This window comes from Acinetobacter sp. XH1741, assembly GCF_041021895.1.
In the GTDB taxonomy this organism is placed as follows: Bacteria; Pseudomonadota; Gammaproteobacteria; order Pseudomonadales; family Moraxellaceae; genus Acinetobacter.
This window is the reverse complement of the sequence record NZ_CP157428.1, coordinates 3,437,409-3,456,051: the sequence shown is the minus strand read 5'-3', so window position 1 is coordinate 3,456,051 and position 18,643 is coordinate 3,437,409. Positions and strand designations below refer to the sequence as shown.

The window sequence follows — 18,643 nt, the reverse complement described above, 5'->3', positions numbered from 1 at the left end:
TTTTAGAAGGCGCTTATCGATTTAAGATAACATCAGCTAATTGATGGGCAATTTCCTCAATACTATTTACAGAAGTATTTAAGGCGACTTTATCGGCTAAATTCGGACTATAATCTAAAACGTCATTTTTAGTAATTTTGTGCCAAATCGGTAAAATCATTTTATGGCCATTCATTTCTCGAGCTACTAAGCCATCAAGTTCATAGTTGGTCCAGTCTTTCTTAATAAAGTCAGTTGAAAGAACAACGGTACCGTATTTAGAGTTTCGGAGACCACTATCAATTTTTTGACGTAAACTGTCCCCAACTTTTAACGTGAATTCATCGTACCAAACGTTTACTCCAAGTTGCTGTAATGTCTCTGCAAGCGGTCTGACAAAATCTTCTTTATCTTCTGAAGCGTGTGAAATAAACAAATCATATTCTGGTTCCGTCTCAGGTATTGTATTGTTGTAAGATGATATTGAAACATCAGTAATATATTGGGTAGAAGCTTTAATAGCATCAATTTCACGTTTCAGCTTCTTTTGATGTTCAATTTCGTCTTTCTGCTGTTTTTTAGTCAGGACCTCTAATTTTTTTCTTTCCAGTATTTCTTCTTTTATAAGGTTCTGCTTTTCTTTCAGCAGCTTATTATCAATATCAATCTTTTTCTTTTGTAAGTCTGAAAGTTTTGATTGTATACGAGCGTTTTCTTGTTCTTTCCTACTAATTTCTGATAACTTTGTTTTTAATGTAGAGGGGCTAGTTGTCTTCCCGATAGAATTTTGAATTTGTAAAATTTTAGAAATTATATCAGCTCCCTTTTTCTGCTCTAAGCTCATTCGATGAGTAATATCTGCTAACTCCTTATTTAACCTTGTTATGGTACTGCTTATAGTTTGTATTGACATGTTGGCTCTATGATAAATATAAAGGGTAAGATTATTATTTGGTTAGGCGAAATACAAGGTTTATGTGTTACATCACTCTGTAAGCGTAGAGCAGTGCTCTGCCCAATCTGCCATTAATTCTTTACGTTTATCTAGATAATCTCCACGCAAGTAAGAAGCTTCAACTTTATCTGGTAGTTTGTGCGCTAATACATGTTCACAGACTTCACGCGCATAATTAGTTTTTTCCGCAGACCAGTCACGAAAAGTAGACCGAAAGCCATGTGTGGTAATTATACGATTCTGTTTTGGATCAATATAGCCTAAGCCATTTTTTAGTTCTTGTTCATGCATACGCTTGATTAGTGTAGTCAATGGCATGTCGGAAAGCATTTCACCACTACGTGGGGCGGGGAATATAAAATCTTCTAATTGAATATATTCTCGAATGAACTCTTAATTGAGGTAAAATTACATGAACTGTCTTAGAATGGGTAGTTTAAGATGATTTGTAATTTACAATCATTAGCTTACTAAGCAAGAATAGTGTCAGGTGAATGAAATATAAACAAATGATTGGTTGAAATTTTATTGTAGTAAAAATAACAGTAAAAAACTAAAATTAAATTATTTTTTGTATGTTTATCAGTGGTTTGGTTGTTTAATTTGACTAACACCGCTTCCGCCAAAATTCTTAAAAAGCCCTTGTTAATGACAAGGGCTTTTTTTTATACATATAAATTACTTAAAAATTGTCTTACTCTCTTTTATATATTTCTAAGTATGTTCTCTCCGGTTCGTGGGTTAGTTAAGGTGACGTTCTCTAATGCCTGAATGGACCAAGAATGATCATTCTTTATGAGTACCGTAAGAATAAGGGTATCAATTTGATGAGGGCCTTGAGGATGAGCTGCGCCTGCGCTTAGGCGACTCCAAAAATGTGAAATACATATATCTGCATTTAAATGTGTAATGTCTATAAGTTCATTCTCTAATTTTGAATCACTATAGATGGTTTCATGAATGGGCCGGTGAAGTGCAATAATTTCATCAACACCTTTAACGTAATGACCAAAACGATTAACGAAAGTTGCATCTTTATGAAAGAGAGAGGCAAAGGCTTTCATATCATGATTATTCCAAGCAATTTGAAATGCTAACGGAATGTCTGTTGGGGTTATTATTTTTTGACTCATATCATTCCTATCATTTGAATCTATTTCTTTAAATTTATTCTAGAAAAATTATAAAGCAAATTTTTCATAATCAATGTGCTGAGACTGCTATATCAGCTTATTTATATGGATGGCTTATAAATAGTTTATATAGGAAAAATTTTAAAATAAGTTTAATTAAACTATTTAAATTGTTAATTAAACAAAGCTGAATAATTTACTTTAATCAAACAATTGTGTAGTGATTTGTTAACACTTAAGTCTAAATTAAACTTAAAAGCATATTTATATTGTATGAAAAAATAAGCCTATGATGATTCTATGAATGACACATCTGAACCAAACAAGGTTATAAAAAAACCTTCAAAAACCAAGTCATTTTTAAGCTATATAGTATTGTTTTTAATACTATTCCTTGTGGGGTTTGGAATTTGGCATTTAACCCATCAACCGCTAAAGTCTTCACAAAGTGCATCAGCAGGTAAACGAGGAAAAGGTGGACATTTTGGGGGAGGCAACTCTGCTACTGTGGTAGGCACAAGCAAGGTCGTGCAACAAGATGTACAGCAAACCATTCAAGCCTTAGGGACAGTCACTTCAACCAATACAATTATTGTGCATCCGTTAATTAACGGCACTTTAATGCAAATTAATTTTAAAGAAGGGAGTTATGTTCACAAGGGGCAGCTTTTAGCGCTTATTGATGACCGTGCTCCTAAAGCAACCTTATTACAAGCTCAAGGTCAGTTACTTAAAGATCAAGCGTTATTAACGAATGCTAAACTTGATCTACAGCGTTATGCTCAGCTCTGGAAACAAGATTCAATTGCTAAGCAGCAGTATGACACTCAAGCATCGTTAGTCAAACAGTATGAAGGTGTTTTAAAGACGGATCAGGCTGCTGTAGAAAATGCAAAATTACAGTTAAGTTATACCCGTGTTGTATCTCCTGTCGATGGGCGTATCGGTTTACGTCAGGTAGATGTTGGCAATATGGTGACGACATCTGATGCAAACGGCATTGCTAATATTACTCAGTTTAAAAATATTTCAGTGGTATTTGCGGTACCTGAGCAATATTTAACGCAATTGATGCAAATTATGGATAACCCTAACCAAAACGTTAAGGTTGAAGCTTGGGATCGTCAAAACACTCAAAAACTGGCCGATGGTAAATTGGTCGCTTTAGATAATCAGGTCAATATCAATACTGGAACTATTAACATCAAAGCCAGTTTTGATAATCAAAACCAGCATTTATTTCCAAATCAGTTTGTTAATGTTCGGATGAGTTTAGGCAATATTGCCAATGCGATGATTGTTCCAACTGTTGCGTTGCAACTCGGTGCCAATGGTTCGTTTGTTTATAAAGTGAATCCTGATCAGACCGTGAGTGCTGTGAATGTTCAAACAGGGGCTGTTGTAGGTGACAATACTGTAATTACCAGTGGCGCATTGACAGTTAATGAGGCCGTCGTCACAGATGGTGTCGATAAACTTAAAGATGGCGCGAAAATTAGTGTAGCTGGCACAGGGCACCACCAAGGTGCCGGACAAGCTACAGGTACACATGGGGGAGGTGGACACTGGCAGCATCAAAATGCTCAAGGTGGTACACCAGAAACAACGAGTAATTCAGATACCGGACAGCATCAATGGCAACATCGTCGTGAGCAGACTAATGCATCAGGCGTTGTAGCCAGTCAACCTTCTGCTCAAAACGCGCAGTAAGGAGTGCTGATGAATCCTTCCCGTTTATTTATCCAGCGTCCAGTGGCGACTACACTGGTCATGATCGCCATTTTTTTATGTGGGTTGGTGTCGTGGAAATTTTTACCTGTGGCTTCATTGCCAGAGGTCGATTATCCAACTATGCAGGTCACGACCTTATATCCGGGTGCTAGTCCTGAGGTTATTGCCTCAACGATTACCGCTCCGCTTGAACGTCAGTTTGGGCAGATGCCGGGTCTAAGCCAAATGTCATCGACTAGCTCCAATGGAGCATCAGTCATTACTTTGCAATTTAATTTAAATTTGGGATTGGACGTTGCTGAACAAGAGGTACAGGCTGCAATTAATGCATCCAATAATTTGTTACCTAATGATTTGCTGACGCCACCGACTTATAGCAAAGTAAATCCGGCTGATAAGCCAATTATGACCATTGCAATCAGCTCTAAAGAGATGCCCATTACTAAACTGGAAGATCTGGTCGATACCCGTTTAGCACAGCAACTTTCTCAAGTGAGCGGCGTTGGTTTAATTAGTGTAAGTGGTGGACAGCGCCCCGCAGTACGTTTGCAAGTAAACTCGGCAGCTTTGGCCAATATGGGGCTGACTTTAGAAGATGTGCGTACAGCGGTCACGGCGGCTAACGTTAATCAAGCAAAAGGTACGATTAGTGGTAGCGTACAGTCCTCTACAATTGATGGTAATGATCAGTTGCATACGGCTGATGATTATAAAAATCTAATTGTTGCCTATAAAAATGGCGCACCAATTCGAATGTCCGATATTGCTGCGACCATTGATTCGGCAGAAAACGTGCGTTTAGCGGCATGGGTTGGACATACTAGTAATAATGCCGCAACCCAAACGCCAGCCATTATTATTAATGTACAACGTCAACCCAATGCAAATGTGATTCAGGTTGCGGATCAAATTAAGCAAATCCTGCCAAAATTACAAAGTAGTTTTCCACAGTCTGTGAATGTGGAAATTTTAAATGATAGTACTGCGACCATTCAGGCCTCACTAACAGATGTAGAGTTTGAGCTGGTTTTGGCAATGGTGCTGGTCATCATTGTTGTATTTCTATTTTTACGTAGTGTACGGGCAACTTTTATTCCGGCAGTGGCATTACCACTTTCTTTGGTCGGTACTTTTGCTGTGATGTATCTGATCGGTTTTTCGGTCGATAATTTAAGTTTGATGGCGCTTACCATTGCCACGGGTTTTGTCATTGACGATGCCATTGTCATGATCGAAAACATTTCCCGTTATATTGAGCAAGGCGAGTCGCCGATGCAGGCTGCCTTAAAAGGCTCAGAGCAAATCGGTTTTACCATTATTTCCCTGACCATTTCGCTGATTGCCGTACTCATTCCTCTGCTATTTATGGGAGATGTAGTTGGGCGATTATTTCGTGAGTTTGCGGTAACACTCGCTGTTTCTATTTTAATTTCAGCTTTTATTTCTTTGACCCTGACCCCGATGCTGTCTTCGAGGTTGCTTAAGCATATTCCTGAGGCAGAGCAGGGACGTTTTTATCATGCCATGGGGAGCTTTTTTGATAAAACGATTGGTATCTATTCCAAAGCACTACGCTGGGTACTAGCGCGACAAGGGCTATTTTTAGTCGTTACGGTTGCGACGTTTGTCTTTACGGTCATGTTGTATGTTTTTATCCCGAAAGGTTTTTTCCCTGTTCAGGATACAGGACAAATTATTGCTACAACTGAAGCTGATCAGACGATTTCATTTCAGGCAATGAGCGTTAAGCAGCAAGAAACTGCAAAAATTATTTTGCAAGATCCTGCTGTACAAAGTATTTCATCGTTTATTGGTGTTGATGGAACAAACAGTTCACTAAATACTGGCCGTATTTTAATTAATTTAAAGGATAAATCGGCTCGTCCCGATGTGCAGACGGTTATTAGTGATTTGCAACAACGCCTGAGTAAAGCTCAGGGTGTGACTACATATTTGCAGCCTGCTCAAGATTTAACAATCGATGCAAGACAAAGTAGAACTCAATATCAGTTTACCGTGCAATCTACGCGTTCTGAGGACTTGGCGACATGGATTCCAAAACTCGTTCAAGCTTTGTCTTCGCGTCCTGAAATTACAAATTTAGCAAGTGACTGGCAAGATAAAGGCTTACAGGTCTATGTTGATATTAACCGCGATGCCGCCGCTCAATATGGGGTGACGACAGCGAGTATTGATAACATTCTTTACAACGCATTTGGGCAAAGACTCATCAGTACTATTTTCACTCAAACCAATCAATACCATGTAGTGCTTGGGTTATCAGAACAAGATCAAAATGGTCTACAAGCCTTACAGGATCTATATATTCCTTCAAGCAGTGGAAAGCCTGTTCGTTTAAGTTCAATCGCCACGATTCAACCTAGAAATACTTTGCTTGAGATTAACCATTTAGGTCAATTCCCAACGGCAACAATTTCATTTGATACTGCTCAAGGTGTGTCATTAGAGCAAGCAGTTCAAGCGGTCAAAGAAACCGAGCAACAGTTAAAGCTACCAAATAGTTTGATGACTCAATTTCAGGGTGCTGCTCTTGCGTTTCAAGCTTCTTTAAGTAATACGGTATGGCTCATTATTGCTGCAATTGTGGTGATGTATATTATTTTGGGCGTGCTTTATGAAAGCTTCATACATCCACTCACCATTTTATCGACATTACCATCGGCAGGGATTGGCGCACTTTTAGCATTGTCCTTAACTCATAATGATTTAAATATTATTGCGATTATTGGCATTGTGCTGCTGATTGGTATTGTTAAGAAAAATGCAATCATGATGATTGATTTCGCCCTAGATGCAGAACGGCATCAGGGTCTGACTCCAATGGAATCAATTTATCAAGCTTGTTTATTAAGATTTAGACCAATTTTAATGACCACTATGGCGGCATTATTAGGTGCCGTGCCTTTGGTTATTGGTAGTGGAATGGGATCGGAATTACGCCATCCACTTGGTATTACCATGATTGGTGGTTTAATTCTGAGTCAGCTTCTTACTTTATTTACCACACCAGTTGTTTATCTCGCTTTTGATCATTTGGCGCAGCGCATAAAAGGAAATCGCCGTCCAGATAAAGATGCCAGCGAGTTACCACCTTATGAACATTTTAAGTCAGGGGTGGATGAAGTATGAGTATTTCAACGCCTTTTATACGACGTCCTGTAGCAACGACTTTACTGAGTATTGGTTTGGTGTTGCTGGGTTTCTTAGCTTTTAATATTTTACCCGTTGCTTCATTGCCACGAGTTGATTTCCCTACTATTTCTGTAACGGCAAAGCAGGCAGGGGCAAGTCCAGAGGTGATGGCAGCTACAGTCGCTACGCCGTTAGAGCGAAATTTGGGACGTATTGCTGGGGTAAATGAAATTACCTCTTCAAGTACATTAGGCTCTACTCGTATTACGCTTCAGTTTGATTTAAATCGTGATATTAATGGTGCCGCTCGTGACGTGCAGGGTGCAATTAATGCATCGCTTTCTGCGTTACCATCGGGGCTTCAAAATAATCCAACTTATCGAAAAGCCAATCCTGCTGATGCGCCAGTCATGATTTTGGCGCTGACCTCTAAAACTTTATCTAGAGGCCAGATGTATGATGCAGCCGACACGATTTTGGGGCAAAAACTCCTCCAGATTGAGGGAGTTGGTGATGTCAGTATTGGGGGAGCAGCACAGCCCGCGGTACGGGTTGAACTTAACCCTAGCCAGTTGGCGCATTATGGTATTGGGCTAGATACTGTACGCTCTGCCATTACCTCAACAAATGCAAACCGACCTAAAGGCTTTATAGAAAAGAAACAAGAGCTGTGGGAAGTCAAAGCAAATGACCAAGCCAAACAAGCTGCTGACTATATTCCTTTAATTGTGAGCTATAAAAATGGGGGAGCGGTTAGAATTTCTGATGTTGGAGAAGTAAAAGACTCTGTATTGGATATTCGTAATGCGGGTTACTACGCAGACCAACCTTCTGTTTTGATTATGGTATTTAAACAGCCTAATGCCAATGTAATTGAGACTATTCAACGCATTAATCAAATGTTGCCGACCTTACAACAGGCACTTCCATCACAAATTGAAATTCATACAGCGGTTGATCGTAGTAAGACCATTCAAGCTTCTTTAAGAGAAATTGAACGGACTTTAATTATTGCGATCATATTGGTCATTATTGTTGTTTTCGTATTTTTGAAAAATGGCCGAGCTACTTTAATTCCTGCGATTACTGTACCGATTTCTCTTGTTGGTACTTTTGCTTTGATGTATGCCTCAGGCTTTTCATTAAACAACATTAGTTTAATGGCTTTGACGATTGCGACAGGGTTTGTGGTAGACGATACCATTGTGGTGCTTGAAACCATTTCAAGGCGAATGGAAGAGGGCCTTGCTCCCATGCAGGCGGCAATTACGGGGGCAAGAGAGGTCAGTTTTACGGTGATCTCAATGAGTATTTCATTGATTGCGGTATTTGTACCTATTTTACTTATGGGGGGCATTGTGGGACGTTTGTTCCATGAGTTTGCCATGACCTTAAGCTATGCCATCTTAATTTCAATGATGGTTTCACTCACCACCACACCTATGCTGTGCGCATGGTGGTTGAAAAAGAATAAGAAAAATCAGCCAAGCACTGAAAACCTAATAGCTGAACAGACGTCGGAAAATGATGATTATAGTAAAGCTCTTTTGGTTGCATCTGACGATGAATATTTGAAAAAACAGGGCTTATTTGGCCGAATTACCCTGCTATATAAACGTAGTCTGGCTGTCGCATTGCAGCATAAAGCCATGACGATGATTATTTTCATTTTTACGATTGGACTGAATGTTTATTTATATATTGCTGTGCCTAAAGGTTTCTTCCCCCAACAAGATACAGGGGTCATGATGGGATCTTTGGTTGCAGACCAAAATATTTCTTTTGATGCAATGAATACCAAGCTTAAAAAATACATTGCCGTGATTGGAAAAGACCCAGCCGTAGACCATGTGATGGGTACACTTGGAGGTTCCCAACTTAATCGGGCCAATCTATTTTTAGCTTTAAAACCTTTGGGTGAAAGAACAGATACACCAGACCAGATTATGGCTCGTTTACGCAAAGTACTTGGGCATGAAGCAGGAATACGTTTTAGTCTCAGACCTGTGCAGGATATTAATGTGGGAGGCCGCTCAAGCGATGCCAGTTATCAATATACCTTACAAGGTGATGACTTAACCGCACTAAGAAGCTGGACACCACAGATTCAAGCTGCTTTATCTAAACTGCCAGCTTTAACCGATGTATCTAGTGATCAGGATGTGAAAGGGTTAGAAACCAAGCTCACTTTTGACCATGACAAAATGAAAATGATGGGCATAACACAAGCTCAAGCAGATAGCGCGTTAAACGACGCCTTTGGTCAGCGGCAGGTGTCAACTATTTATAACCCGATGAATCAATATCATGTGGTTATGGAAGTTGCACCTGAGTATGCAAAAAGTGTGGAAGCGCTCAACAGTATTTATATACAAGATGCTCAAGGGCAGTCCATCCCTTTATCTACATTTAGTTCATGGAAAGCTGCGAACACTTCTTTGTCGGTCAATCATCAAGGGTTATTTGCTGCCAGTACCATTACATTCAATTTAAATGATGGTTATTCACTTTCAGATGCCACCCTTCAAATTAATAATGCAATGAATGAATTAAAAGTCCCAACTTCTATACGAGGGTCATTCCAAGGTTCAGCAAAAGCTTTTCAATCTTCATTAAGTTCGGAACCATTACTTATTTTGGCCGCAATTGTGGTGATTTATATTGTGCTCGGAATTTTATATGAAAGTTTTGCCCATCCTTTAACGATTCTCTCAACATTGCCATCTGCGGGATTAGGGGCACTCATTGCACTTATACTTTTTAAAATGGAATTTACGGTGATTGCTCTCATTGGAATTTTATTGCTGATTGGTATTGTGAAAAAGAATGCCATCATGATGATTGACGTCGCTTTAACTTTGCAGCGAAAGCAAAACTTAAAACCTGAAACAGCGATTTTAGACGCGTCGGTGCTACGTTTTCGCCCCATCATGATGACAACATTTGCAGCTTTGTTTGGTGCTCTACCTTTGGCTTTGGGCCGAGGGGATGGTGCAGAGTTACATGTGCCTTTGGGTGTATCGATTGTGGGTGGTTTGATCATTAGCCAGATATTAACTTTATATAGTACACCTGTAATGTACTTATATATTGATCAATTAAGCGGTTGGGGAAAACGTAAGTTCCGAAGCCTCATGTCTATTAAACAAATGGGCTTAAAGAAATAAGAGGGTATGTTAATGCATCAAAAAAATCATGTACGGTTTAAACATCTCTCGTTTAATGCCTTGGGAAGCTTGATAGTTATACTGTCTGGTACATTGTCAGGTTGTCAGTTGGTCAAACCGGAACCTGCACCTCATGTGAATATTGGTGCCAATTTTTCTCAGCCTGTACAATATGGTTTAGATATTAAAAAGTGGCAAACCGATGGCTGGAAAATTGCGCTGCCAAGTGACCATTTGCCAAAGGGCGAGTGGTGGCAAATTTTTCAGGATGGGCAATTAAATAAACTCGTTGATCAGTTGAATCGAGAGAATGCCTCGATTGCACAATACGAGGCTCAGTACCGTCAAGCTACAGCACTGCTAAGTGAGGCTAAAGCTGGGACTAGACCCACAGTCACTGGAAATACGTCAGCCACTCGCTCAAAATCTGGCGAAGCATCAGCGACCACAAGTTATGGTTTGGGTGTAAATGCGAGCTGGGAACCAGACTTTTGGGGTAAAGTTCACCAGAATATTTTAGTGAACCAGAATAAAGCCCAAGCGAGCGAAGCAGAACTTAACTCCATTCGTTTAAGTATGCAGGCTCAACTTGCCACCACTTACTTACAGTGGGTGGTACAAGGTTTCCAGCTTCAGTCACAGCAAGAAAGTCTGAATAATCTTAAGAAGTCCTTACAGCTCACCCAAAATCAATATAAAGCAGGCATTGTGGCATCGACTACGGTCGATCAGGCACAAAGCCAATATCAAAGTGCGCAAGCCAATTATACTGACATGCAATTGTCGCAAGTAAAATTACAGCACGCCATTGCCACCTTAATTGGTCAGCCTCAAGACCAATTTCAGTTAACCATGCCGAAAACCTTGCCTTCGTTGCCACAAATCCCAGTTGAACTTCCATCAAGTATTTTAGAGCGCCGTCCAGATGTGGCTGTGGCAGAAAGAAACATGGCAGCAGCAAATGCTCAAGTAGGGGTGGCTAAACTCGCTATTTTCCCAGATTTTAGCTTGGGAGGAAGTTTAGGTTATAAAAGCAGTAAATTAAGTGATTTGTTTAATGCGCCTAATTTTATTTGGTCGGTTGGTCCTACGCTCGCAGCGACACTGTTTGATGGTGGACTTCGACATGCTCAAACTAAACAAGCCATTGCAGCTTATGATGCAAGCGCGGCTTCTTATAAACAAACGGTACTTTCAGCCATTCAAGAAGTAGAAGACAACATTGCTTCTCAAGCTTTACTTTCAAAAGAAGTGAATGAGCAAAAGCAGGGGCTACAGGCAGCCACGCGTGCTGAAAATACGACAATGAATCAATACAAAGCAGGAATGGTTGGGTACTTAAACGTTTTGACTGCCCAAAATACCCGTTTGTCAGCACAAAATAGTGTGTGGTCGCTGATGAGTAAGCAATATCAAACTACCGTGAGTTTGATTAGTTCAATGGGTGGAAGCTTTTAATAAGTTAAATTTATAAAGGTAGATGCTTAAGCTTAGATCTCTTCGGAGGTCTAGGCAGCGATGAGGCTATAAAAGTAGCTCTGTTGTTAGAAAAATATAGAATAAAAATATGAGATAAATAGCGTTGACTCATCACGACTTTAATATGATGTTATTAATTCAGCATCTTCAAAAAAATTAAATAAACATCACCATTTTTTTAAACTTTTAATTGGTCAGAGCAAAACAATTAAGTTTAAAATATGAAGAACTTGTATATAGGATAGTATTTATTAGTTTAATTAAACTTAAAGTCATATAAATCTTGTGAATTCTAGTTTCTTACTTGGCTTGATTTGTACGTTTTTCATCCTGAATGTGGTGATAAAATTAAAATATTACGGCTAATACCTTAATTTATTTTAGAAAAAAAGATAGTAAAGAATCAGTATTTATATATTATTTAACAGACTTCAAAACTAAAACTTTAATCTTGATTTAAGTTCAATTATTTAATTTATGATGCATCTCGATTTCTTTAATGAGTCAGAAAAAAAATCATGACTTCATTTGAGCCAAATCAGAAAATTAAAGAGAGTATAAAAATGAACCAGTTTGTAACAAACACGAATAATATTATTCGTGGAAAGTATCATCCGGAATTTTTGCAGTATGAAGTCTTGGCCGATATTTTTGTCCATACTGCACAAACTCTTCCTGATAAAACGGCTTTAATTGAAGCAGATAAAACGTTGAGTTATGGTGAGTTATATCAGCAAGCCTTAGTCATGGCTCAACATTTGACGATAAGAGGGGTAAAACCAGGTCATATTGTTGGCTTATGGCTGCCTCGCGGTATTGAGCTTTTAAAAGCTCAATTGGCGATTTGTTTAAGTGGCGCAGCATGGCTTCCTTTTGATATGGATACGCCGGCTGACCGTATTGCAGTGTGTCTTGAAGATGCCGACGCGGTAGGAATGATTACTACCGATGAATGGTATGCACATTTAGCTGAAGTACAGCAAACAAAATGGACCAACACTGAACTGCAAAAGCCACTCAGTGAAAATATTCCTTTAGCTAAAACGACCCCAGAACAACCTGCGTATATTATTTATACATCAGGCTCAACAGGTAAGCCGAAAGGGATTGTCATTACTCAAAGAAATATTTGTCACTTTTTACGTAGTGAAAATAATGTTTTGGGTATTCAAGAGCAAGACAAAGTCTATCAAGGCTTTTCAGTTGCTTTTGACATGTCGTTTGAAGAGATCTGGCTTTCTTACTTGGTTGGTGCAACATTATGGATTGCACCTAAGTCGCTGGTCAGTGACCCTGAACGTTTATGCCAAACATTAAAGCAAGAACAGATTACAGTATTGCATGCTGTACCAACATTACTTGCTTTATTCCCAGAAGATGTACCTAACTTAAGAATTATTAACTTAGGTGGGGAAATGTGTCCGGATTCACTGGTTGACCGCTGGGCATTACCTCACCACCAAATGTTTAACACTTATGGTCCAACTGAGACCACGGTTACTGCAAGCCTTGAGTCATTAGAACGTGGCAAACTCGTTACGATTGGTAAGCCTTTACCAAACTATGGCATGTTGGTCATTAACGCTGAAAGAGAATTACTCCCTCAAGGTGAAACAGGTGAGCTCTGTATTTTTGGCCCAAGTGTGGCAGAAGGATACTTAGGTCGCCCTGATTTAACTGCCGATAAGTTTATTCAAAACCCTTGGGCAGAAGGTCCAGATGAACAATCGCTCTATCGTACTGGCGACTTGGCTAAAATTGATGAATTTGGACAAGTACACTGCTTGGGACGTGCGGACGATCAGGTTAAAATTCGTGGTTTCCGTGTAGAACTTGGCGAAATTGAAGCTGCGCTTTGCGATATTGAAGGTATTGGTACTGCGGCAGTTATTCTTCGTCCTGAAGACGGCATTGACCAGCTCATTGCGTTTATTGCACCAGAAATTGATGCAAAACAAGCAATCGAAATTAAAGAACTCCGTCATAATTTAAGCCAACGTTTACCACCTTATATGGTGCCAAACCGTTTTGAGATTATTGAAGAAGTTCCGCGTTTATTGTCAGGCAAAATTGACCGTAAGGCTTTAAAAGCACGACCGCTTACCAGTGTGATTGACCGCAGTGAATCTGACCAACCACAAAACCCAGCGGAAGAGATCTTATTTGGTATTTTAAATCGCTTGTTCCCAAACATGCCGATTAAACTCGATTCAGATTTCTTTGATGACTTAGGCGGCCATTCACTTTTAGCAGCAGTTTTAATTTCAAATCTGCGTGAACACCCAGAATATAGCCATCTTACGATTCAAAACTTATATCAAGCAAGACGAGTTGGTGCGATTGCTGCACTCATGTTAGAGCAACCAACACCGACTGTATTTGATAGCCAAATTGGACAAGATAACCCTCGTAATCAAACGTATAAGTGGTTATGTGGTATTGCACAGCTTGCGACTATTCCGGTTTTAATCTCGATTAACATTTTACAGTGGTTAGCACCATTCTTTACTTATCATTATTTTACAGGTGGAACACGAGATAGTATTCCGTATGCAATCGCGTTGTCTCTATTGGTTTATATCAGCGTTATTATTACCAGTTTTGTCGTTTCAATTTCTGTAAAACGCTTATTAATGATGGGCATCGGTGCAGGGCAATATCCATTATGGGGATTAACCTATTTCCGTTGGTGGTTAGCAGACCGCATTAGCAACATTTCACCAGTCTATCTTTTATCAGGTTCGACTTTACTTAACTTATATTTGAAAGCGCTTGGTGCGAAAATCGGCCATGACGTGACGATTAGTTCAGTACATATTCGTATGCCATCTTTACTTACTGTTGAAGATGGGGTGAGCATTGGTTCTCAAGTAAACTTAGAGAATGCTAAAGTCGAACATGGTCACTTGGTATTAGGTTCAATTCACTTAAAAGAAGATAGTTATGTGGGTTCTTATGCTGTATTAGAAGAAAATACAGTGTTAGAAAAACAAGCTCACGTAAATGCTTTAACTTCAATTGAATATGACACTGTCATTCCAGCCGGTGAAATTTGGGATGGTACACCTGCCAAGAAAATCGGGCATGTGGACGACCAAGAAAAAATGCCAGCGCGTCCAAAATTATCGTTTATTCGTAAAATTGCAGAATATGCATATTATGGAATTAGTGCGTTAATTATTGCATGTCTGTTCTTTATTCCAATTTTCCCAAGCTTCCTGTTGGTCGACTGGTTAGATGCGAACGTATTTAATATTAGTACCAATGACCATTTGCAAATCGCTATTTATTATTTCATTTTAGCTATTCCAGCTAGTGCAATGATGATGATGATTACTGCTGTGATTTCTTCAGCAATACGTAAAATCGCGTTGCCTCGCCTTGAAACCGGAACTTATTCGGTACATGGCAGCACCTATTATCGTAAATGGTTTGCATCTCAAATTTTAGAAACAAGCTTACAAACCTTACACGGCTTGTTCGCTACGATTTATGCGCCAACATGGTTCCGTATGCTCGGTGCGAAAGTAGGTAAAAATACCGAAATTTCTACTGCAAACGGTGTTATTCCAGAAATGCTGACTTTGGGTGAAGAAAGCTTTATTGCCGATGCTGTAATGTTGGGTGATGAAGAAATCAGAGGCGGCTGGATGACTTTGAAATCGACGACTATCGGTAACCGTAGCTTTGTCGGAAACAGTGCTTATATTGCGGATGGTACTGTGTTACCAGACAACGTTTTGATTGGTGTGCAATCTAAAACACCTGATAACGTTGAAATGTACGATGGTCAAACTTGGTTCGGTTCACCGCCATTGTTATTACCTGCACGTGAAGCTGCTGAGAAATATCCAGATCATTTAACATTCTTGCCAAGTATCAAACGCCGTTTAATGCGTGGTTTTATCGAAGGCCTTCGTGTTGTATTACCTGCCGCTCTTGCGATTGGTGTAGGTTATATGATCGTGCTTGAGATTATTGATGTTATTAACAAATACAACATTCCAACTGGTTTGTTGGCTTTAACGCTTGCTGGTTTGCTCTATGGCGTAGGCTGCTTCGTTATTGTTGCATTGTTAAAGTGGATTTTGATTGGTCGCTATAAACCACGTTCAGCGCCAATGTGGACTATGTTTGTATGGTTGAGCGAAGGGATCACAAGCTTATATGAGTCAGTTGCGATTCCTAACTTCTTAAACTACTTAAGAGGAACGCCAATGTTGCCATTCTTCTTGCGTATTTTAGGTGTTCGTATTGGTAAAGATGTCTATATGGACACTGCTGATATTACAGAGTTTGACTGTGTAAGCATTGGTGACCGCGCTGAGTTTAATAGCTTCTCGGGCCCACAAACTCACTTGTTTGAAGACCGTATTATGAAAATCGGACAAGTGAATATCGGTAACGATGTAGTTGTAAATACACGCAGTATTATTTTGTATAACGCCAACGTGAGCAATCATGCAGTGTTAGGTCCATTAACACTGGTTATGAAAGGTGAAAATATTCCTGCTAAATCTGCTTGGATTGGTTCACCGGCTGTGCCTTGGGTTCATAAATAATTCAGTGATGAATTGAAAAAAAGCCTCTGTAGAACAGGGGCTTTTTATTTATTTTAAAACCATTTTTAATGATTTTAAAAGGGATGTAGAAAGCCAAGAATAAGACTAAACTGACTTGCACTAGAACCAACAAAAGAAGTAATGAAAAGGTCTTTTAAAATAGAAAAATCAGTATTTTGACTACGTAAACCAGTTTTTAATTTCTAATATTCATAAGGCTGATTCTTAATGAATTTTTAAAGAAACTACACAGTCATTTTTTTTATTAAATTTAATTAATAAATTTAGTTCATTCATTGAAGTTGATAAAAATGTTAATTGTATAGCTTAATGGAAATTAATAATTAATTTAAATTACAAGGGGTAAATGACATTTTATTTATATTGTTAATTTATTTTTGAAAATTAAAATTAAAAAATTAGATGAAAATTCAAGTTTCTATTTAACATGTATTCTTAATAATAACAATGGCAGGAAGGTAAGATATTAATATTATTGGGATACATTCATACAGAACGGTTTGTACATAGAATACCGCCGTGAAATAAAAATAAGGTGGCTTAATGAGTAATATAGTTGAATTAAAAAAAGTAGCATTGAATTTACATACCGAGAGAAAATATGATAAAGAAATAGAAATATTTGATTCAAAATCGAGAATAAAGGTATTTTTATTACATGCGATTTTGATTTTAACTTTGATAATTTTCAGTGTTCTTAATAATCCAATATATTTGATTCCTTTATTTATAATTGTAAATGGTTTTTTTAGTATTGCTTATCTCCGTGTTTTTATGCATTCAGAAATGCATTGGGGATTAAGTGAAAATAAATTAGTTAAATTTTATTTAAGATGGATAGTATTTGGATTATATCAGGTACCATTTACAGCATACGTATTTGGCCATAGAGCACATCATAGATATGATAATGATTGTCCTGAAGGTGATCAGTTATCTTCTGATAAACAATCAACATATCTTTATGAAAATAGTGGGAAACCAATAAATCCAGTTTTATGGATGTTGCATTATTTGTTTATTTATCAATTTTTTCATCAGATAAAATATGTAATAACTGATGGGAAAAAGAAAGATTTTATTAAACTAGTTTTGCAAATTATAGTAATAATTTGCATAGATATTGCAATATTTAATATAAACAAAATTTTCTTTATATATGTTTTTGTTCCATCAATTCTAGTTTCTTGGCTAGGTTCTGGGATTGTACTTTATATGATGCATAATATCGATTATCAAAAGGCAAAGATACATCATTCAGTTAATTCTTATGATAATTTCTTTAATAAATTTGGTGATAATGATGGTTTACATATTGTTCATTCATTATTTCCATTTTTGCATCCAATACATGCCCCAGAAATTGATAAATTGGTTTATTTAGAATTGGATGAAAAGCAGAAGTTAAAAGAACATTACGTAATAGCATTCTTTAAAAATGTATTAAATTTTAAAAAATAATATAAAGCTATTTATTAATCTAAGAGGATATTGTGAATAAAAGTATAGATAATACCCAGAATATGCTGGAAAATATTGCAGATAATTATTTTGAAGCTGAATTAAAAGGTGATTTTGACTTCTTAAAATTTTATAAAAAAAGGCCAATTATTATTGTTGGTAACCATGCTGGAGGTGGATTGTCTTGGGATAATATAATTTTTGATGCTTTATTTTATCGAAAGACTCAAGAATTACTTGGTAAAAACATAAAAATAAAAAGACTTATTCATCCAACACTTTATAACGATAGTGTAAGACCCTATCTATTAAATAATTGGTGGAAAAAAATGGAATGCTATGAGTGTAATATTGAAAACATGTACAAGCTATGCGAAGAAAATGAAATAATTTATATTTCTCCAGAAGGCGTAGAGGGTCTTAAAAAGGGTTATCACAATAGAGGAAAGTTAGTAAATTTTAGCTCTTCATTTATACATATAGCAAAAAAATTTGATGGCCTTATAGTTCCAAATTGTGTGGTTAATAGTGAATATATATTGCCATATAACTATTCTATAGAAATTTTAAATAAGCTCACAAATAAGTTTACTGGACTACCATTTATCACTATTAGTCCATTGCTTCCATTAATTTTGTTTCCAAAGTATTTTATAGTTTCAATGCCTGTGAGGCTAAAATATAACTTAATGCCCTATATTGATTCAAAAGAACTCAGTCAGGATAATTATGAAAGCAATAAGCTGGATGCTGAAATTATTCGTAAAAAAATAAATGATTATTTATCTGAAAATAAAGAAAAAATAACAGAATCTTTAATTGTGAGTAATATTTTTAGTTTTGGTTCAAGTAAGAAAGTGACATTCAATAATCTTTTTCAATATTTTGTTGAGGGGGAGTTAAATCGTAAGTTAACTAGATTAGAAAAGTTGCAATACAAACTCCCTCTAATTGGGTACTTAACAATTAAACATGATGCAGTAATAAATTAGGAAATTAAAA

The 18,643-nt window shown here is 37.6% G+C and carries 10 protein-coding genes; 7 read left to right on the top strand and 3 right to left on the bottom strand.

Features of this window, described 5'->3' with window-relative positions:
- Positions 1-13 precede the first annotated feature (13 nt).
- The 3 genes from ABLB96_RS16650 to ABLB96_RS16640 form a co-directional block, all read right to left on the bottom strand.
- Complete coding sequence (locus ABLB96_RS16650) at positions 14-892, bottom strand: TIR domain-containing protein (RefSeq protein ID WP_000027438.1); 879 nt, start codon at positions 890-892, stop codon at positions 14-16.
- Positions 893-964: 72 nt separating this feature from the next.
- Entirely contained in the window at positions 965-1,252 is a 288-nt protein-coding gene (locus ABLB96_RS16645) for a hypothetical protein (protein ID WP_001131666.1), read from the bottom strand.
- Positions 1,253-1,638: 386 nt separating this feature from the next.
- Positions 1,639-2,067: an SgcJ/EcaC family oxidoreductase gene (locus ABLB96_RS16640; RefSeq protein ID WP_348898404.1), complete on the bottom strand. Its 429-nt coding sequence runs from the start codon at positions 2,065-2,067 to the stop codon at positions 1,639-1,641.
- Between the two features lie 300 nt (positions 2,068-2,367).
- Here ABLB96_RS16640 and ABLB96_RS16635 point away from each other — a divergent pair, with 300 nt between their 5' ends.
- The 7 genes from ABLB96_RS16635 to ABLB96_RS16605 all read left to right on the top strand — a co-directional run bounded on the left by ABLB96_RS16635 (position 2,368) and on the right by ABLB96_RS16605 (position 18,633).
- A complete protein-coding gene (locus ABLB96_RS16635) occupies positions 2,368-3,777 on the top strand; it encodes an MdtA/MuxA family multidrug efflux RND transporter periplasmic adaptor subunit (RefSeq protein WP_348898405.1) in 1,410 nt (469 codons plus the stop codon).
- 9 nt (positions 3,778-3,786) lie between these two features.
- Entirely contained in the window at positions 3,787-6,948 is a 3,162-nt protein-coding gene (locus ABLB96_RS16630; protein WP_348898406.1) for an MdtB/MuxB family multidrug efflux RND transporter permease subunit, read from the top strand.
- Positions 6,945-10,118 (top strand): efflux RND transporter permease subunit, encoded by a 3,174-nt coding sequence (locus ABLB96_RS16625; RefSeq protein ID WP_348898407.1) that lies wholly within the window; start codon positions 6,945-6,947, stop codon positions 10,116-10,118. Before ABLB96_RS16630 ends, ABLB96_RS16625 begins: the two co-directional genes overlap by 4 nt.
- A gap of 12 nt (positions 10,119-10,130) precedes the next feature.
- Complete coding sequence (locus ABLB96_RS16620; RefSeq protein WP_348898408.1) at positions 10,131-11,576, top strand: efflux transporter outer membrane subunit; 1,446 nt, start codon at positions 10,131-10,133, stop codon at positions 11,574-11,576.
- A gap of 584 nt (positions 11,577-12,160) precedes the next feature.
- Positions 12,161-16,159, top strand: a complete 3,999-nt coding sequence (gene posA, locus ABLB96_RS16615; RefSeq protein WP_348898409.1) for a delta-poly-L-ornithine synthetase PosA — start codon at positions 12,161-12,163, stop codon at positions 16,157-16,159.
- 564 nt (positions 16,160-16,723) lie between these two features.
- On the top strand, positions 16,724-17,641 hold the full coding sequence (locus ABLB96_RS16610) for a fatty acid desaturase (RefSeq protein WP_348897687.1): 918 nt from the start codon (positions 16,724-16,726) through the stop codon (positions 17,639-17,641).
- A gap of 32 nt (positions 17,642-17,673) precedes the next feature.
- Positions 17,674-18,633, top strand: a complete 960-nt coding sequence (locus ABLB96_RS16605) for a 1-acyl-sn-glycerol-3-phosphate acyltransferase (RefSeq protein ID WP_279984833.1) — start codon at positions 17,674-17,676, stop codon at positions 18,631-18,633.
- Positions 18,634-18,643 lie beyond the last annotated feature (10 nt).